16 protein-coding genes are annotated in these 17,767 nt (G+C 65.0%); 13 read left to right on the top strand and 3 right to left on the bottom strand.

Annotated elements, in window-relative coordinates:
- Positions 1-272: 272 nt before the first annotated feature.
- From FJ471_RS11845 to FJ471_RS11815, 7 genes are all read left to right on the top strand, one after another.
- The gene (locus tag FJ471_RS11845) at positions 273-1,658 is read left to right on the top strand and encodes a M20/M25/M40 family metallo-hydrolase (protein WP_140803338.1); all 1,386 of its coding nucleotides are present in this window, start codon (positions 273-275) and stop codon (positions 1,656-1,658) included.
- A 124-nt stretch (positions 1,659-1,782) separates the two neighbouring features.
- Positions 1,783-2,406: a ribonuclease D gene (locus tag FJ471_RS11840; protein ID WP_140803337.1), complete on the top strand. Its 624-nt coding sequence runs from the start codon at positions 1,783-1,785 to the stop codon at positions 2,404-2,406.
- Positions 2,407-2,472: 66 nt separating this feature from the next.
- The gene (locus FJ471_RS11835) at positions 2,473-2,673 is read left to right on the top strand and encodes a hypothetical protein (RefSeq protein WP_140803336.1); all 201 of its coding nucleotides are present in this window, start codon (positions 2,473-2,475) and stop codon (positions 2,671-2,673) included.
- Between the two features lie 54 nt (positions 2,674-2,727).
- A complete protein-coding gene (locus FJ471_RS11830) occupies positions 2,728-2,874 on the top strand; it encodes a hypothetical protein (RefSeq protein ID WP_140803335.1) in 147 nt (48 codons plus the stop codon).
- A 50-nt stretch (positions 2,875-2,924) separates the two neighbouring features.
- Positions 2,925-4,892, top strand: a complete 1,968-nt coding sequence (locus FJ471_RS11825; RefSeq protein WP_181179340.1) for an acyltransferase family protein — start codon at positions 2,925-2,927, stop codon at positions 4,890-4,892.
- A gap of 190 nt (positions 4,893-5,082) precedes the next feature.
- A complete protein-coding gene (locus tag FJ471_RS11820) occupies positions 5,083-7,347 on the top strand; it encodes a transglycosylase domain-containing protein (protein WP_140803333.1) in 2,265 nt (754 codons plus the stop codon).
- A gap of 66 nt (positions 7,348-7,413) precedes the next feature.
- Complete coding sequence (locus FJ471_RS11815) at positions 7,414-8,166, top strand: SDR family oxidoreductase (RefSeq protein ID WP_140803332.1); 753 nt, start codon at positions 7,414-7,416, stop codon at positions 8,164-8,166.
- Positions 8,167-8,168: 2 nt separating this feature from the next.
- Here FJ471_RS11815 and FJ471_RS11810 read toward each other — a convergent pair whose 3' ends face one another.
- Entirely contained in the window at positions 8,169-9,086 is a 918-nt protein-coding gene (locus FJ471_RS11810) for a zinc-binding dehydrogenase (RefSeq protein WP_140803331.1), read from the bottom strand.
- Positions 9,087-9,209: 123 nt separating this feature from the next.
- On the opposite strand from FJ471_RS11810, the gene FJ471_RS11805 reads away from it, so the two are divergent.
- Complete coding sequence (locus FJ471_RS11805; protein WP_140803330.1) at positions 9,210-10,016, top strand: helix-turn-helix transcriptional regulator; 807 nt, start codon at positions 9,210-9,212, stop codon at positions 10,014-10,016.
- A gap of 6 nt (positions 10,017-10,022) precedes the next feature.
- Here FJ471_RS11805 and FJ471_RS11800 read toward each other — a convergent pair whose 3' ends face one another.
- On the bottom strand, positions 10,023-11,822 hold the full coding sequence (locus FJ471_RS11800; RefSeq protein WP_140803329.1) for a cation:proton antiporter: 1,800 nt from the start codon (positions 11,820-11,822) through the stop codon (positions 10,023-10,025).
- A gap of 213 nt (positions 11,823-12,035) precedes the next feature.
- Entirely contained in the window at positions 12,036-12,476 is a 441-nt protein-coding gene (locus FJ471_RS11795; RefSeq protein WP_140803328.1) for a host attachment family protein, read from the bottom strand.
- 417 nt (positions 12,477-12,893) lie between these two features.
- On the opposite strand from FJ471_RS11795, the gene cysG reads away from it, so the two are divergent.
- The 5 genes from cysG to FJ471_RS11770 all read left to right on the top strand — a co-directional run bounded on the left by cysG (position 12,894) and on the right by FJ471_RS11770 (position 17,734).
- Positions 12,894-14,357: a siroheme synthase CysG gene (cysG, locus tag FJ471_RS11790; RefSeq protein ID WP_140803327.1), complete on the top strand. Its 1,464-nt coding sequence runs from the start codon at positions 12,894-12,896 to the stop codon at positions 14,355-14,357.
- A complete protein-coding gene (locus FJ471_RS11785) occupies positions 14,354-14,647 on the top strand; it encodes a DUF2849 domain-containing protein (protein ID WP_140803326.1) in 294 nt (97 codons plus the stop codon). The genes cysG and FJ471_RS11785 overlap by 4 nt, the downstream gene beginning before the upstream one ends.
- A gap of 43 nt (positions 14,648-14,690) precedes the next feature.
- The gene (locus FJ471_RS11780) at positions 14,691-16,361 is read left to right on the top strand and encodes a nitrite/sulfite reductase (RefSeq protein WP_140803325.1); all 1,671 of its coding nucleotides are present in this window, start codon (positions 14,691-14,693) and stop codon (positions 16,359-16,361) included.
- Complete coding sequence (locus tag FJ471_RS11775) at positions 16,336-17,100, top strand: phosphoadenylyl-sulfate reductase (RefSeq protein WP_140803324.1); 765 nt, start codon at positions 16,336-16,338, stop codon at positions 17,098-17,100. Before FJ471_RS11780 ends, FJ471_RS11775 begins: the two co-directional genes overlap by 26 nt.
- 100 nt (positions 17,101-17,200) lie before the next feature.
- Entirely contained in the window at positions 17,201-17,734 is a 534-nt protein-coding gene (locus tag FJ471_RS11770; protein WP_140803323.1) for a DUF934 domain-containing protein, read from the top strand.
- Positions 17,735-17,767 lie beyond the last annotated feature (33 nt).

Genomic DNA, 17,767 nt, shown 5'->3' with positions numbered 1-17,767 from the left:
ATGTTCAAAGACCCAAATACACGTCATCGGCAGTTTTCGCCGAAGTCCGGAGTAAGGCCCGTCCCCCGCCTATCCCGGGCAAACTGCGGCAGCCTATCCCCCCTCTCCGGGCTGCCGCATCGTTTCGAGTAGAGACCGCCGTGGTTCCCCCTCCACCACGGCGGTCTTCTTTTATGTTCCGGCAGGCATTCCCGCGCTTGGTCCAACGATCGCGGCTTTTCGTTTCCGGCGCGGACCTTTAGGGTCGGCCCGAAAAATCGAAAGGCCCGCCAATGTCCAGAATCGCCCCTGTCCTCGACCGTCTCGACCAGAATCTCGACCAGAGCCTGGAGCGGCTGTTCGGCCTGCTCGGCATCAAGTCGATTTCCACCGACCCGGCCTTTGCCGCCGACTGCCGCAAGGGCGCGGAATGGCTGGTCGCCGAGCTGAAGTTGATCGGCTTCGATGCCAGTATCCGCGACACGCCCGGACATCCGATGGTGGTGGCGCATCACGAGGGACCGGCAGGCTCCCCGCATGTGCTGTTCTACGGCCACTACGACGTCCAGCCGGTCGATCCGATCGAATTGTGGGAAACCGATCCGTTCGCGCCCTCGATCAAGGAGACCGAGCCTGGACGCAAGGTGATCACCGGCCGCGGCTCGGCCGACGACAAGGGACAGCTGATGACCTTCGTCGAGGCATGCCGCGCCTGGAAGCAGGTGCATGGCAACCTGCCGTGCCGCGTCACCATCCTGTTCGAGGGCGAGGAGGAATCCGGCTCGCCGTCGCTGAAGCCGTTCCTGGAAGCCAACGCCGCCGAGCTGAAGGCGGATTTCGCGCTGGTCTGCGACACCAGCATGTGGAACCGCGAGACGCCGTCGATCTGCGTGTCGCTGCGCGGCATGGTGGGCGAGGAGGTCACCGTCAAGGCGGCCAACCGCGACCTGCATTCGGGCCTGTATGGCGGTCCCGCCGCCAATCCGATCCGCGTCCTGGCCAAGGTGCTGGCCGATGTTCACGATAAGGACGGCCACGTCACGATTCCAGGCTTCTATGACGGGGTCGAGGAGACGCCTTCGCAGGTGCTGAAGTCCTGGGAAGGGCTCGGCGAGACGGCCGAGACCTTCCTCCGACCGGTCGGTCTCTCCATTCCGGCCGGCGAAAAGGGCCGCTCGGTGCTCGAGCTCACCTGGGCGCGGCCGACGGCGGAATTCAACGGTATCATCGGCGGCTACACCGGCAAGGGTTTCAAGACGGTGATCGCGGCGGAAGCGTCGGCCAAAGTATCGTTCCGGCTCGTCCACAAGCAGGATCCGAAGAAAATCCGCGCCGCCTTCCAGGCCTTCGTGCGCGAACGCATCCCCGGCGACTGCTCGGTCGAATTCCACCCGCATGGCGGCTCGCCGGCGATCCAGCTTTCCTACGACTCGCCGTTCCTGGCCAAGGCCAAGGACGCCCTGTCCGACGAATGGGAAAAGCAGGCGATCACCACCGGCGGCGGCGGCTCGATTCCCGTGGTCGGCGATTTCCAGACCTATCTCGGCATGGAATCGCTGCTGGTCGGCTTCGGCCTCGACGACGACCGCATCCACTCGCCGAACGAGAAATACGAGCTGACCTCCTTCCACAAGGGGCAGCGGTCCTGGGCGCGAATCCTCGATGCGCTGACACGCTAAACGACAAGTTTTGGTTGATTTTTCACCGGATCGCGGCAAGGACGGGCTTTCTAGTTTTTATACAGCGTCCTTTGCCGCATCCCAAGAGATGCGCGGCGCTGCAGATCGCGATCCGGAGAAGAGAATGACCGCAGACATCCGTTTCCATAAAAACGATTTGCCCGACCTCACCCGCTACAATGTCGGGGCGGTCGCCATCGACACGGAAACGCTGGGGCTCAACCCGCATCGCGACCGGCTCTGCGTGGTGCAGATCTCGCCGGGCGACGGCAGCGCCGACGTCATCCAGATCGCGCCTGGCCAGAAGAAGGCGCCGAACCTCGTCAGCCTGCTCAGGAACCGCGCGATCACCAAGCTGTTCCACTACGGCCGCTTCGACATCGCCGTGCTCTACAATGCCTTCGGCGTCATGGCGGAGCCGGTGTTCTGCACCAAGATCGCCTCGCGGCTGACCCGTACCTATACCGACCGCCACGGGCTGAAGGATCTGTGCAACGAGCTGCTCGGCATCGGCCTGTCCAAGGCGCAGCAATCCTCGGACTGGGCGACGGAAACGCTCTCGCCCGAACAGCTCGAATATGCCGCTTCCGACGTGCTCTACCTGCATCGCCTGCGCGAGGTGCTGGCGGCGCGCCTGGCGCGCGAAAACCGCACCAAGGAGGCGGACGCCTGCTTCCGTTTCCTGCCGACGCGCGCCAAGCTGGACCTGATGGGCTGGGCCGAGGAAGACATCTTCGCGCACAGCTGACGGAACCCGGCGCGTCCGGATACGTTCATGCCGGCCTATGGAGGGCCGGTTCGTGGAGGAAGTGAGATGGCAGAGCGCAAACCGATAGAAAGCGCGCCGAAGGACGGCTCGAAGGTCACCATCCTGTGGAAGGACGGCGACGGCGTCGTCAACGAATCCATCGGCCAGTATCGCGACGGCGGCTGGTGGGTCTACACCGACAGCGACACGCAAAAGAAGGTCGACCCGACGAGCTGGCGTCCGGCATCCGAGGACGACGACCAGTAGGCGACCGCCGCCTGCGAGCTTCAAGGCGGGTCTCGACCGAAACAAGGGGACGCAATGAGGCAGAACACGCTCTATCTCATCATCGGGGCGCTGATCGCGGTGATCATCGCGCTCGGCATCTATGTCTATCGCGAGCAGACCAAGCCGAAAGGCGTCGAGCTCAAGATCGACGACAAGGGTATTTCGATCCAGCAGAATTGACCACGGTGGCCGGCCGGGACGAGCCGGCGCCGTGAGGGGCTAGACTGACTTTGCGAGACGACATTGCGCCGGGGGGATTTCGGCCGGAAATACAGGGGCTGCGCGGGCTTGCCGTGGCCTTTGTGGTGATCTTCCACATCTGGCCGACAGCGCTTCCCGGCGGTTATGTCGGGGTCGACATCTTCTTCGTTATCTCCGGCTTCCTTATCACCGGGCTGCTCACGCGCATGGCGCTCAGCGACGGCGGCATCTCGCTTGTCGGCTTTTACACGCGCCGGGTCAGGCGGTTGCTGCCGGCGGCGATCGTCGCGCTCTTCGTCACGCTCGCGGGAACGCTGCTGTTCGTATCGGACGCCTGGTGGGAAGAAACCGCCAAGCAGGTGATCGCAAGCGCACTCTACGTGCAGAACTGGCGGCTTGCCGAGCAGGCCGTTGACTATCTCGGCGCCGAGGATGCGCTGAGCCCGGTGCAGCATTTCTGGTCGCTGTCGATCGAGGAGCAGTTCTACATCGTCTGGCCAGTGCTGATGATCGCCGCGCTGTGGTGGGCCAGGCGTCGCGGGTATTCACCGGTGCAAATGCTCACCTTCGTGCTCGGCGCGATCCTGGCGGGCTCGCTCGCGGCTTCCGTCGCTCTCACCCGATCCGATCCGGCATGGGCCTATTTCGTCACCCACACGCGGGTCTGGGAACTGGCCCTTGGCGGCCTGCTGGCGCTGACCCTCGACAGGTTCCAGCCGAGCGGGCGTGCCCGGACGGGGATGGCTGTCGCCGGCATGCTGGCGATGCTTGCGTCGGCGATCCTGTTTACGAGGTCGACCGATTTTCCAGGCTTCAAGGCACTGCTGCCGACGCTCGGCGCGGCCTTGGTCATTGCCGCCGGCAGCATACGCATCGGCCGCTTCCGTGGCCTCGACATCGCCGCGCTGCGCTATATCGGCGATCGCTCCTATTCGATTTATCTGTGGCATTGGCCGCTGATCATTTTCTATGCGGCGCAGCGCGGCGCGATCGGCCTTCTCGATGGCGTTGCGCTGATCATCGCCACCCTGGCCGTTTCCGGCATCTCCTATCGCTTGGTCGAACAGCCCTATCGCCATTCGCGCTCGTCCCTGGCGTGGCGACCGCTGATCGACGGCACGGTTGCGGTGGGGTTGTGCGTGGCGGTGGCGGGCGGACTTGTCTATGCGATCGACCGGCAGCCCATCGATATCAGCCTGATCGGAACGCCGAATTATCCAGGGCCCGCGGCCTTGCTGGCGAACGCCGTCGTCCCCGAGGGCGTCAAGCCGCTACCTCCCTTGAGCAAGATCGGCAGCGACTTGCCCGTCATTTACAGGTTGAAATGTCATCAGGAGCGGAAGGGCATCGACGCGACCGGTTGCAAGCTCGGGGACCCGACCGGGACGAGGACCATCGTCGTGATGGGCGATTCCCACGCGGCGCAATGGGTGCCGGCAGTCGACAAAATCGCCAAAGACAGAAGATGGAAGCTCGTCGCCTTCACCAAGGCGGCATGCCCGGTAACCCGGGTCACTATCCTTAACGACGGCAGGCCGTATGAAGAGTGCGCGCTATGGCGGGAGAAGGTTCTCGCCGAAATTGGAAAATTGAAGCCCGATTTCGTTATCACCAGCCAGAGCAATTATACCAGCGTTGCGCAGGACGCGATGATCGAGGGGTTGCGCAGCGTCTGGAGCGAGCTGACCGGGCAGGGCATGCGCGTCGTCGCGATCCGCAACACACCTTTCAGCCTGTTCGATCCGCGCAATTGCCTGGGGACAGATCCCGGCAAATGCGTCAACCCGCGCAGCGAGGTCGAACGGGAAAACATCTATGCGCTCGCCGCCCGGTCCGTGGCGGGGGTGAGCGTGGTCGACATGAACGATGCGCTATGCGGCAAGGAGAGCTGCCCGGCAGTGGTCGGCAACATCGTCGTCTTGCGCGACAACCATCATCTGACGGCAACCTACGCCCTGGCGCTGGCTCCCTATCTGGCCAAGGCAGCGGGACTTTGAGCAACCACTCGCAATGATACGGCACCCTGCAGGCGGTCGACCCGATTGCGAAAGCTAGCGCGAGACGTGATTCAGAAAATCGTAAGGGTTTTCAAAAGGCTGCATAAACCCTGCTTTAACCCGCCTTTAAACCGCCGCATCTAGTCTTCAACCCGAACGCCATCGGCACCGGGGCAGCAAGCAAGAGCGTATGGCGAACCGCAGAGACAGTCGCATCGAACCGAGCTTCGAGGGATCGCCGCGCGCGAAATCCTCCGAAGGCTTTTCGGTCAGCGAGGAGGATCGCGTCGTGCCGGGCAGCCGTAAATCCGCTTCCAAGGGCAAATCCGCCAAGGCGAAATCGCGCGGCCGCGGCCGTGGTCGAAGCGAAAGCCGGCGCGGGCTGCTCGGCATCGCTACCCGCCTGGTCTACTGGTGCTTCGTGCTGTGCATCTGGGGCGGCATCGCGGCGGCCGGCGTCGTCGTCTACTACGGCGCCAAGATGCCGGCGGCGACCACATGGTCGGTTCCCGACCGCGCGCCCAACATCAAGATCGTCTCGGTCGATGGCAACCTGATCGCCAATCGCGGCGCGTCGGGCGGCGAGGCCGTCGGCCTGCACGAGATGTCGCCCTATATCCCGGAGGCCGTCGTCGCCATCGAGGACCGCCGCTTCTATTCGCATTTCGGCATCGACCCGATCGGCCTGTCGCGCGCCATGGTCACCAACCTTCTAGGCGGGCATTTCTCGCAGGGCGGCTCGACGCTGACGCAGCAGCTGGCGAAGAACCTGTTCCTGACGCCGGACCGCACGCTTGAGCGCAAGGTGCAGGAAGTGCTGCTCGCGCTCTGGCTCGAACATAAGCACAGCAAGGACCAGATCCTCGAAATGTACCTCAACCGGGTCTATTTCGGCTCGGGCGCCTATGGCGTCGAGGCGGCCTCGCGGCGCTATTTCGGCAAGAGCGCGCGCGACGTGACGCTTTCGGAAGCCGCGTTGCTGGCGGGCCTGCTCAAGGCGCCGTCCAAGCTGTCGCCGGCGCGCGATCCGAAGGCGGCCGAGGAGCGGGCGCAGCTCGTGCTCGCGGCCATGCGCGAGACAGGCAAGATCAGCGACAAGGAATACAAGACCGCGCTGAGCGCGCCAGCGACGCGCGCGCCGTCCTACTGGACCGGCTCGGAAAACTACGTCGCCGACACGGTGATGGACGAACTTCCCGACCTGATCGGCGACGTGCGCGGCGACATCGTCATCAACACCACTGTCGACCTCAACCTGCAGAAGCTTGCCGAACAGTCGATCCGCCGGCTGATCGACGAGAGCGGCAAGAAGCTCAACGTCAGCCAAGGCGCGCTGGTGTCGATCGACGATTCCGGCGCGGTGCGCGCCATGGTCGGCGGCTATGATTATTCGACCAGCCAGTTCGACCGCGCCTCGGAAGCGCGCCGCCAACCCGGCTCGGCCTTCAAGCCCTTCGTCTACATGGCGGCGCTCGAGGCCGGCCGCACGCCGGACAGCATCCGCAACGACGCGCCGATCAAAATAGGCAAATGGACGCCGGACAATTATGGCGGCAAATATTACGGCAAGGTCACGCTGGCGACCGCGTTGGCCAAGTCGCTGAACTCGGTGGCCGCGCAGCTCACCATGGAAGTCGGCCCCGATGCGGTGGTCGAGGCGGCGCATCGCATGGGCATCCAGTCGGACCTGCAGGCCAACACCTCGATCGCGCTCGGCACCTCGGAAGTGACGCCGCTGGAACTGACCTCGGCCTATGTGCCCTTCGCCAATGGCGGCTACAAGCCTGACATCCACTTCATCCAGCGCATCACCACGGCCAGCGGCAAGGTGCTCTACGAGGGCAGCACCGGCAGCGCGCCGCGCGTCATCAAGGCCGATATCGTCGGCATGATGAACTCGATGATGACCGGCACGGTCGAGGTCGGCACCGCGAGGAAGGCAGCCTTCAACTGGCCTTCGGCCGGCAAGACCGGCACCAGCCAGAATTCGCGCGACGCCTGGTTCGTCGGCTACACCGCCAATCTCACCACGGGCGTGTGGTTCGGCAATGACGACGGCAGCCCGATGAAGAAGGTCACCGGCGGCGCCTTGCCGGCGCAGGCCTGGCACGAATTCATGGTGGCCGCGCATGAGGGCGTTCCAGTCAGGCCGCTGCCCGGCACCTGGAAGTCGACGCCGTCCGATACGATCGTGCCGGACGAGATCCCGTCGGCGGACGCCTCGCAGCCGCCGCCAGCACCGCCCGCGGCCGTCGGCCAGTCACAGCCGGTCGCTCCGGCGCCTGCGCCGGTACGTCAGGCGCGCCCGGCCCAGACCGTCGATGCGGACGGCTTCGACATGCCGAGCGACAAGGGGTCGACCGCCTCGATCAAGCATCCGGTGCCGCCCGGCAATGTCGGCGGCCCGACCAAGAAGCGGCAGACTTCCATCCTCGACATCCTCGGCGGTGGCTAGAGCGGCAACTTCGCCTCTCGTAATGGCAAGCGCCTTCGGCTACATGTCCGGCCGGAGACCAAGCCCATGGCCGAAATCGACAGCAGAAAAACCATCGTGCTCACCGGCGCCAGCCGGGGCATCGGCCATGCGACAGTCAAGCGCTTTTCGCGCGAGGGCTGGCGCGTCATCACCTGCTCGCGCCAGGCTTTCGCCGAGGATTGCCCGTGGCCGGCCGGCCCCGAGGACCACATCAAGGTCGATCTCGCCGACCAGGAAGATGTCGGCATCGCGGTTTCGGAAATCCGTCACCGGCTGGAGGCGCATGGCGGACAGCTCAACGCGCTGGTCAACAATGCCGGCATCTCGCCGAAGCTGAAGGACGGCAACAGCCGCATGAATTCGATCGAGACGCCGATGCATGTCTGGCGCGACGTCTTCCAGGTCAATTTCTTCGCGCCGATCATGCTGGCCAGGGGACTGTTCAAGGAACTCGCCACCGCCAAGGGCTCGATCGTCAACGTCACCTCGATCGCCGGCACCAGGGTGCATCCGTTCGCCGGCACGGCCTATGCGACATCCAAAGCGGCGCTCGGCTCGCTGACGCGCGAGATGGCGCATGATTTCGGCCCGCACGGCATCCGCGTCAACGCGATCGCGCCGGGCGAGATCGACACCGCGATCCTGTCGCCCGGCACCGACAGAATAGTCGAGGCGATCCCGCTGAGAAGGCTGGGCGCCACGTCGGAAGTGGCAGACATCATCTATTTCCTGTGCTCCGGCCAGTCGTCCTACGTGACCGGCTCGGAAATCCACATCAATGGCGGCCAGCACGTGTGACGTCAGGCCATTGTGAGGACCGCCTTGCCGCTGAAGCTGCGCTGTCTGAGCGCGTCCAGGGCTTGGCCGATGTCCGTCCACGGCATGGCTATGGCCACGCGGGTTTCGAGCCGGCCGGCCGCGACCAAACCAAGCAGCCAGGCGATGTCGGCGCCGATGGCTGAACCGGACGTGTAGTAGGCGAAAGTCTGAAGCCTCGCGCCTTCGTGCCCTGGAACGAACTGGCGGAACCCAACCGGCGTGAGCTCGCCGCTGCTCGAGCCGAACATGACGATGGTACCGCCGGGCGCCACGCGTCCGATCGCATCGGCGAGGCTTTTGCCGCCGACCGACTCGGTGATCAGCGAAAACGGCCCCTCGGCCAGTTCGATCGACTCGGCGACCTGTCCCGCACCCAGATGGCGAAGATCATCATGGTGCCGGGCCGAGGCGATCGCCGTCACCGAAGCGCCTTGCTCGCGGGCGATCTGGATCTGGAAGCGGCCGACCGCCCCGCTTGCCCCGGTGATCAGGACCCGCTGGCCGGCGAGATCGCCGCCATGACGCAAGGTCCTCAGCGCTGTCGTGCCCGCCACCGGGAGCGTGGCGGCGGAGGCGAAGCTGACGGCGTCCGGCAGCACGGCGAGACGGTCGGTCGGAACGGCGACGCGCTCGGCCCAGCCGGCCTGGTCGACCAAAGCCGCAACCCGCGCGCCCGCGGCCGGGCCTGAGCCATCGGCCGCCGCGCGTTCGACGATGCCGACAATGTCCTGGCCAGGTATCCAGCCGTCGGGGCGCATGCCGAGCAGGCGCAGCTCACCACGATTCAACGATGTTGCATGAACAGTCACCAATGCTTCATTCGCGTTGCAGTTTGGCTCGTCAGCCTCGGTGAGCTTCAGCCTGTTGGAGCTGTCTGAAGAGATAGCAAGAGCAAGCATGGACCACCTTTGAAATGACGCCTGGGAGTCGCGATCGATCGCGACGGAACGGCTCGAACCTATCGACTTTCGCGGTTGAAGAATTTAGAGATAAAGCCAGATGATCGCTAAAAGCAGTCAAGCATGAGGCAGCCGCTACGCTGGCCCTGGTCGAACTTCGACGTCGACGACGTGGCCGCGCCGGCGATCGTCGTCGGCGTCGACGTGACCGAGAGAAGGGCCGAGGTACCGGCACATTGGCATCGCAAAGGGCAGCTCGTCTTCGCGCTCGGCGGCGGCGTCACCTGCCGCGTTCCGAGCGGGCTTTGGATGGTGCCGCCGCACTGCGGGGTGTGGGTGCCGAGCCGCATGGAACACAGCAACGTCGCGACGGCGAACGCCCGGATTTTCTTCGTCTATATCGAGCCCGGCGCCACCGACCTGTCGGAACAGTGCTGCACGCTTTCGATCTCGCCGCTGCTGCGCGAGCTGATCATCGAGCTGTCGGAATGCGCGCCGGACGAGCCGAGATGCGATTTTCTGGGAAAAGTCCTTCTTGCCGAGTTGCCGCTCATGCCGGTTCAGCAATTGCATTTGCCGATCTCGGCCGAGCCGCGGCTGCGGCGGATCGCCGAAGCGCTGGCCGACGACCCCGCCGACCGGCGCACCTTGGCGCAATGGGCAGACCACGTGGCGCTCAGCGAGAGCAGCCTGGCGCGCCTGGTGGTGAAGGAGACGGGCTTGAGTTTCGGCCGCTGGCGCCAGCAGCTGCATCTAATCGTGGCGCTCAGGGAACTGTCCGCCGGCGCAAGCGTGCAGCAGGTGTCGGGCGATCTCGGATACGAGTCCGTCACCGCCTTCATCACCATGTTCAAGAAGGCACTGGGCAAGCCACCGGCAAAATATCTCAGCGATATCGCGCAGAACGGCGGTTCCGCGTTCGTGGCCTGATATCGATCAGGCAGGTTGCGGGTCGACCTCGATGGCGGGCTTGACCGGGATCGTGACCTTGCCGGTCACCACCTCGACAATCCCGCGGGCGATCTCGCGCTCGCCCATGATCACGGTGTCGGCGCCGAGGCCTTTCAGGTGCTCGACCTCGGCGTCGGAATGAGCGCGGGCAATGACGTTGATCGCCGGATTGGCCGCGCGGGCCCTGAGCACAACCTGCCCCGCCTCGAAGGCGTTGGGGATGGCGAGGATCAGCCGCCTGGCGCCTTCCGGATTGGCGGCTGAGAAGACGTCGGCGTTGGCAGCGTTGCCGGCGACGGTTTCGACGCCGTCCGCCTTCAGCTTGGCCAGCGTCTTGTCGGCATCCTCGATGACCAGGAAGGGCAGGGCGGCTTCCTTCAGCGCGACCCCCACCAGGCTGCCGACGCGGCCATAACCGATCAGGATGGAGTGACCGGCAAGCGCCGTTTTCGGCGGCGGGCCGTCGTCCTTTCCCGGAACTGCCTGGACCGAAGCGACCTGGCCGGGCTCGGTCGCCGGACCGATAGGCCTTACCTCCTCGGGCGCGGCAGGTTTGCCTGCGCGTTTTTCGAGCCACGGCTTCATCCAGTCGACGACCAGGAACATCAGCGGATTGAGCAGGATCGACAGGATGGCGCCGGCCAGGATCAGGTCGCGGCCCTGTTCGGGCAACAGTTTCAGGCCGACGCCAAGCTCGGCCAGGATGAAGGAAAACTCGCCGATCTGGGCAAGGCTCGCCGAAATCATCAGCGCGGTCGCGATCGGATAGCGAAACGCGATCACGATGACGAAGGCCGCGATCGACTTGCCGATGATGATGATGGCCAAGGTGGCGAGGATCGGCAGGCCGTTGCTGATCAGGCCGAACGGGTCGAACAGCATGCCGACCGAGACGAAGAACAGCACCGAGAAGGCGTCGCGCAGTGGCAGCGATTCCTCCGCCGCGCGGTGGCTGAGCTCGGACTCGCTCATGATCATGCCGGCGAAGAAGGCGCCGAGCGCCAGCGAGACGCCGAACAGCTTCGCCGCGCCGAAGGCGACGCCGAGCGCAATCGCCAGCACGGAGAGCCGGAACAGCTCGCGGGAGCCGGTATGGGCGACGTAATGCAGGATCCACGGAATGACCCTGCGGCCAACCACCAGCATGACGACGACGAAGGCGGCGACCTTGGCGAGCGTGATGCCGACCACGCCCCATATGCCGTAGCTGGCGGGCAGCGAAAGCAGGCTCGCATGGTCATCGACCTGCGGCTGGCCGCCGAGCACACCGGCGAGCGCCGGCAACAGCACCAGCGCCAGCACCATGGCAAGATCCTCGACGATCAGCCAGCCGACGGCGATGCGGCCGCGTTCGGTCTCGATCAGCCGCCGCTCCTGCAGGGCGCGCAAAAGCACCACGGTCGAAGCGACCGAAAGCGCTAGGCCGAAGACCAGGCCGGCGCCCAGCGACCAGCCGAGCAACCAGGCAAGCCCGACACCGAGCAGCGTGGCAAAGCCGATCTGCACGATGGCGCCCGGCACGGCGATGGCGCGGACGGATAGAAGGTCCTTCAGCGAAAAATGCAGGCCGACGCCGAACATCAAAAGGATGACGCCGATTTCCGCGAGCTCGTTGGCAAGGCTGGCGTCGGCGACGAAGCCGGGCGTGTTCGGACCGACAAGGACGCCGGCGACGAGATAGCCGACAAGTGGCGGGATGCGGAAACGGTTGGCTAAAGCCCCGAAGACGAAAGCAAGCCCCAGACCGGCGACGATGGTGGCGATAAGGGGAGTGTCATGCGGCATTGTCTATGGAGCGCCTTTCGAGATTCGCGATGTCGGATGGGCGCCCGCCGAGGCCGTCGCCTTCGGCAATATGGTGGAGGGAGCGGCGATGATGCAACCACCGCGGCGCAGAAATCGACGCGGAAGCAGGGTGTGCCGCGCAAAATCGACGCCACGCCGAAGAGACGGCTTCGAGACGTGATCCAGCCTCGAAGCCGCTTTCTTTTCGCCGCCCTATGCCGCCTGCAACAGGTTCTCGATATCCGAAACCGTGTGGTTGGTGAGCGTCTTGGGGATTTCGGCCTGCACCTTCCCGCTCACCTCCTTGTGCAGTTTCTGGCGCATCTCGCCAAGCACCTGCGGTGGCGCGATCAGCACGACCGCGTCGAACGCGCCGCGATGCGCAAGCTTGTACAGCCGGTCGGCAATCTCGACAGCGAAGCGCTCCTTGCCGAGGCGGTGCCAATCGGTTTCTTCGACGGCGCCGCGGGGGCCTTCGTTGCTCTGGCGGCCCGGCTTGTCGCTGCCTTGCTCGCGCGTGGCCGGATTCTTCTGCTCCATCTCTTGCACCACTTCCAGGTTCGGGAACTTGTTGTCGCCCTGGTTGCGAAGGAAGAGCGCCTTTTCGCCGTCGGCCACGACGACCCATAATCCGTGCTTCAGCCTGATGCTCATGGCGTTCCTCCTTGTGCGCGTGATTGCCGACCGATGGAGTTCGGGACCGGCAGGATGGATCGCTAGGCAAACGAGCCGCGGAGCATGATTGTTCCGATCTGGCGGTGGCGCTTCGATGATCTCAATCGACGAGGCCGGATGCCGATCCGGCAAGGTCGCCTTTAATCTACTAACTTAGTAGAATTTAGAAAAAACTGTTTTGCGGCTTCCCCGGTTCGGCGCTAAAAATTACGGCGGATCAAGGCGGTCTCTTATGCTGCCCTGACTGTTTTATTCTCAAAGTAGAATTTTTTTCTCTTGGCTTTCGCGGTTGCGAAAAAGCGATTGCCTGCCGTTCGGCGGCGCGCGAGTGCTTGCCTTCTGGTTTTTGGCGTGGCCGCGTAAAACTGCCAAACTGTTCCAGTATTGCTCATCGCCATGCCGCCAACCAACGCCAAGCTCAATACCTTTCCCGTCTTCATGCGGGTCGACGGCGAAGCCGTAGCCATCGTCGGCAATGGCGAGGAAGCGCTTGCCAAGGCGCGGCTGCTTTCGCAATCGAGCGCGGTGCTGCGCATCGTTGCCGACAATGCCGGCGGCAGCCTGCTGGATTTCATCGCGTCGACCGGCGCCGTTCACATCGATGCGGCCTACGAGGCCGCGCATCTCCAAGGCGCCGCCCTGGTATTCGCCGCGAGCGGCGACGAGGCGCTCGACCGCCGCGTCGTCGAGGACGCGCGCCGGCTGGGTATTGCGGTCAACGCCGTGGATCGCCCGGAGCTCTGCGATTTCTTCACCCCGGCGCTGGTCAACCGCGCGCCGGTCGCCATTGCCATCGGCACCGAAGGGGCGGGACCGGTGCTGGCGCAGATGCTGCGCGGGCGCATCGACCGCATGCTGTCGCCGTCGCTCGGCCGGCTGGCGGCTCTTGCCGCGTCCTTCCGCGCCTCAGCCGAGAGCCTGCCGAAGGGCAATCGCCGCCGTCGCTTCTGGAGCGATTTCTTCGCCGGCGCGCCGGCCAGGGCCGTCGAAGCCGGCGAGCTCGCCGAAGCGCATGGCGCGGCGCTCGAGCTCCTGGCTCAGGATGCTCCGGTCGAGGGACATATCGCGCTGGTCGGCGCCGGTCCCGGAGCGGAGGACCTTTTGACCTTGCGCGCGCATCGCCTGCTGATGGAGGCCGATGCCATCGTCTACGACGCGCTGGTGCCGGAAGCGATCGTCGGCATGGGCCGCCGCGACGCCGAGCGGCTGCCGGTCGGCAAGCGCAAGGGCTGCCATTCGAAGAGCCAGGAAGAGATCAACGCGCTGCTCGTCGAGCTGGGCCGCGCCGGCAAGCGCGTGGTGCGGCTGAAGTCCGGCGATCCGCTGGTGTTCGGACGCGCCGGCGAGGAAATGGCAGCGCTTCGCGAGGCCGGGATCGCCTACGAGGTGGTTCCGGGCGTCACCGCCGCCTTCGCCGCCGCCGCCGATTTCGAGCTGCCGCTGACGCTGCGCGGCGTTTCGTCCTCGATGGTGTTCACCACCGGCCACGATCTCAAGGGCAATTCGCTGCCCGACTGGGCAAAGCTTGCCATCTCGGGTGCGACCGTCGCCGTCTATATGGGCCGCTCGGTCGCGGCCGAAGTCGCCGGCCGGCTGATCGAAGCGGGACTGTCGCCGGACACCGCCGTCGCCGTCGTCGAGAACGCCAGCCTCGGCACCCGCCGCCGTTTCCACGGCACGCTGGCCGACCTGCCGTCGCTGGAAGAGCGCGCCGACCTCACCGGCCCGGTGATGACGATCATCGGCGACGCCGTTGCCGGCGCCAATTTTGAACAATCCGAGCCGCTTGCGGCACATAGACGTGAAGATACGGGGCATGAGGGCGCGGCGTCAGCCGTCGCCGAAGGAGTTGAGCAATGAAGGTACTGACCGCGAACAGGCTCTCCGACGGCATCGCCGTCTGGTACGCCGATGGCGGCTGGGCGGAGATGGTCGGTCATGCCGATATCGCCCATGACAAGGCGGCGGAAGACCGGCTGGAAGCGATCGGCGCCGCGGCCGCCGCCAACAATGAAGTCCTGGACGTCAACGTGATCGACGTCACGGTTGTCGATGGTTTGGTCGAGCCGGTGCGGCTGCGCGAGAAGATCCGCGCCGCGGGCCCGACCATCCACCCCGATCTCGGCAAGCAAGCCGAACGAGCCGCTTAAATCCAAGGAAGGCAACGGGCGGACGCGCCTGGAAAGACGAAGCATGTACCGTTACGACGAGTTCGACCACGATTTCGTTCAGGCCCGCGTCGCCGAGTTCAGCGACCAGGTAAAGCGCCGGCTCGCCGGCGAGATCAGCGAGGACCAGTTCCGGCCGCTCCGGCTGATGAACGGCGTCTATCTGCAGCTGCATGCCTATATGCTGCGCATCGCGGTGCCCTACGGCACGCTGAACAGTGGGCAATTGCGCATGCTCGGCCATATCGCGCGCAAATACGACAAGGGCTACGGCCATTTCACCACGCGCCAGAACCTGCAGTTCCACTGGCCGGCGCTCGCCGACGTTCCGGCGATCCTGGCCGATCTCGCCAGCGTCGAGATGCATTGCATCCAGACCAGCGGCAATTGCATCCGCAACGTCACCGCCGACCACTTCGCCGGGGCGGCCGCAGACGAGGTCGCCGATCCGCGTCCCTACGCCGAAATCCTGCGGCAATGGTCCTCGGTTCATCCGGAATTCTCGTTCCTGCCGCGCAAGTTCAAGATCGCGGTGACTGGGGCCGAGCGCGACCGGGCTGCCATCCAGGCGCATGACATCGGCCTGCACCTGAAGAAGAACGCGGCCGGCGAGCTGGGTTTTGCCGTCTATGTCGGCGGCGGCTTGGGCCGCACGCCGATGGTCGCCAAGAAGATCCGCGACTTCCTGCCGGAAGCCGAGTTGCTGTCCTACTGCACGGCGATCCTGCGCGTGTACAACCTCTACGGCCGCCGCGACAACAAGTACAAGGCGCGCATCAAGATCCTGGTGCACGAGACCGGCGTCGAGGAGATCGTACGGCAGATCGAGGCCGAATGGCAGGAGCTCAAGGACACCGAGCTGAAGTTGCCGGAGGCCGACATCGCGGCCATCAACGCCTATTTCGCGCCGCCGGCGCTGTCGGCACGGCCGGAAGGCGATGCTCTCGTCAAGCAGGCACGTCTCGACTCCAAAAGCTTTTCGGAATGGCTCGACCAGAATGTCGTGACGCATCGTCACCCCGACTACGCGGCGGTGACGATTTCGCTCAAGGGCATCGGCGAGGTGCCCGGCGACGTCACCGACAGCCAGATGGAAGCCGTCGCCGACATCGCCGAGAAGTACGCCTTCGACGAATTGCGGGTCAGCCACGAGCAGAACCTGATCCTGCCGCATGTGGCGCGCGCCGATCTCAAGGCGGTCTATGACGCGCTTGTCGAGATCGGCCTGTCGACGGCCAATTCCAACCTGATCAGCGACATCATTTCCTGCCCGGGCCTCGATTATTGCGCGCTCGCCACGGCACGCTCCATTCCGGTGGCGCAGGAAATCTCGCGCCGCTTCGCTTCGCTCGAGCGGCAGCGTGAGATCGGCGAATTGAAGCTGAAGATCTCCGGCTGCATCAACGCCTGCGGCCACCACCATGTCGGCCATATCGGCATCCTGGGTGTGGAGAAGAAGGGTTCCGAGCTCTACCAGGTGACGCTTGGCGGCTCGGCCGACGAGAACACCTCGGTCGGCGAGATCATCGGCCGCGGCTTCTCCTCGGAAGAGATCACCGATGCCATCGAGCAGATCGTCGATACCTATCTCGGCCTTCGGCTCAATCCCGACGAACGTTTTATCGACGCCTACCGCCGTGTCGGTCCCGCGCCGTTCAAGGAGGCGCTCTATGCTGGCGAAACCAAGGCCGCTTGACCGGGTGGGCGGTGTCGAGGCCGGCATTGCCGCGGAAGCGGCGGGGCTCGACGCGCTGCACGGCCATCTGAAGCCGATCGAGATCATCGGGCGCTCGGTGCGCGAAGCCTTCCGCGGCGAGGTCGCCGCCGTGTCGTCCTTCGGCGCCGACTCCGCCGTGCTGTTGCACATGATTTCGGAGATCGACCGTACCCTGCCCGTGATCTTCCTCGACACCGGCAAGCATTTCGACGAGACGCTCGGCTATCGCGACGCGCTGGTCGCCGATTTCGGCCTGACCGATATCAGGGTGATCAAGCCGGAGGAGGCGGCGTTAGAACGTGTCGACCCGACCGGCAGGCTACATGAGACCGACACCGATTCCTGCTGCAACGTGCGCAAGGTCGAGCCGCTTGCGCGCGGCGTCGAGCCGTTCCGCGCCTGGTTCACCGGGCGCAAGCGCTTCCAGGCTTCGACGCGGGCGGCACTTCCGGTCTTCGAGGCGGTCGGCTCGCGCATCCGCATCAACCCGCTGGCGCGTTGGACGACGTCGGACCAGGCCGACTATATGCGTGCGCACGCGCTGCGCGAAAATCCTCTGGTCGCCTATGGCTATCTTTCGATCGGCTGCTTTCCCTGCACGCAGCCGGTGCAGCCGGGCGAGGATGCGCGCAGCGGCCGCTGGGCTGGCCACGCCAAGACAGAGTGCGGCATCCATTTGTCGGGCCTGGAGAAGTCGCTGACCGACGCCTCACTTTAGGGTATATCGCTATCCACGTGATGCCGGTTCGCAAGCGCCGGCTTCCGGTTGCTGGCGGCCTGCCGGTTCGCTGGGACAATTTTGAACTTTAGGATTTTTGATGACTGGATCGACGACAGCGGGGACCCGCCTCTGGACCACGGACGGTTTTCGCGAGGACGAGTGGACCCACGCCGAAGGCGCCGAGGCGCTCGCCGGCAATGGCCGCTTCATCCTGCCGCTGCAGGCGTTTCTCGGGCTTGATGAGGAGGTCCGCAAGTCGGCGCGCGAGCGCCTCGGCGTCCTGCTGCAGCCGGGCGACGAGCTCGACAAGATAACCGGCCTGCTGGACCAGCTGTCGATGGTGGCGCTCGCCTTCCCGGCCTTCAATGACGGCCGCTCCTTTTCCAAGGGCGAATTGCTGCGGGCCCGGCATCATTTCAAGGGCGCGGTGCGCGCCACCGGCCAGGTGCTGGTCGACCAGCTGCCGCATATGCTGCGGCTCGGCTTCGACGAGTTCGAGGTCTCCAACCCGGTGCTGTTGAAGCGTCTTGAGGAAGGCCGGACCGGTGGTCTGCCGGTGTACTATCAGCCGGCCGTGGAGCAGGAGCCCAAGGGGCCGAAATATTCCTGGCGGCGCAAGCGACCCAGCTAACGCAGCGGCATCTTTACAAATCGCGCCGGCAGG

The organism is Mesorhizobium sp. B2-7-1 (assembly GCF_006440735.1).
Classification (GTDB): Bacteria; Pseudomonadota; Alphaproteobacteria; order Rhizobiales; family Rhizobiaceae; genus Mesorhizobium.
The sequence above is the reverse complement of the archived record's forward strand: the minus strand, read 5'-3'. Positions and strand labels throughout refer to the sequence as shown.

Coding starts and splice junctions, on each gene's coding strand:
- FJ471_RS11775 (WP_140803324.1), top strand. CDS start 16,336: ATGCTGGCGAAACCAAGGCCGCTTGACCGGGTGGGCGGTGTCGAGGCC.
- FJ471_RS11820 (WP_140803333.1), top strand. CDS start 5,083: ATGGCGAACCGCAGAGACAGTCGCATCGAACCGAGCTTCGAGGGATCG.
- FJ471_RS11785 (WP_140803326.1), top strand. CDS start 14,354: ATGAAGGTACTGACCGCGAACAGGCTCTCCGACGGCATCGCCGTCTGG.
- FJ471_RS11770 (WP_140803323.1), top strand. CDS start 17,201: ATGACTGGATCGACGACAGCGGGGACCCGCCTCTGGACCACGGACGGT.
- FJ471_RS11845 (WP_140803338.1), top strand. CDS start 273: ATGTCCAGAATCGCCCCTGTCCTCGACCGTCTCGACCAGAATCTCGAC.
- FJ471_RS11780 (WP_140803325.1), top strand. CDS start 14,691: ATGTACCGTTACGACGAGTTCGACCACGATTTCGTTCAGGCCCGCGTC.
- FJ471_RS11830 (WP_140803335.1), top strand. CDS start 2,728: ATGAGGCAGAACACGCTCTATCTCATCATCGGGGCGCTGATCGCGGTG.
- FJ471_RS11840 (WP_140803337.1), top strand. CDS start 1,783: ATGACCGCAGACATCCGTTTCCATAAAAACGATTTGCCCGACCTCACC.
- FJ471_RS11810 (WP_140803331.1), bottom strand. CDS start 9,086: ATGCTTGCTCTTGCTATCTCTTCAGACAGCTCCAACAGGCTGAAGCTC.
- cysG (WP_140803327.1), top strand. CDS start 12,894: ATGCCGCCAACCAACGCCAAGCTCAATACCTTTCCCGTCTTCATGCGG.
- FJ471_RS11835 (WP_140803336.1), top strand. CDS start 2,473: ATGGCAGAGCGCAAACCGATAGAAAGCGCGCCGAAGGACGGCTCGAAG.
- FJ471_RS11815 (WP_140803332.1), top strand. CDS start 7,414: ATGGCCGAAATCGACAGCAGAAAAACCATCGTGCTCACCGGCGCCAGC.
- FJ471_RS11800 (WP_140803329.1), bottom strand. CDS start 11,822: ATGCCGCATGACACTCCCCTTATCGCCACCATCGTCGCCGGTCTGGGG.
- FJ471_RS11795 (WP_140803328.1), bottom strand. CDS start 12,476: ATGAGCATCAGGCTGAAGCACGGATTATGGGTCGTCGTGGCCGACGGC.
- FJ471_RS11805 (WP_140803330.1), top strand. CDS start 9,210: ATGAGGCAGCCGCTACGCTGGCCCTGGTCGAACTTCGACGTCGACGAC.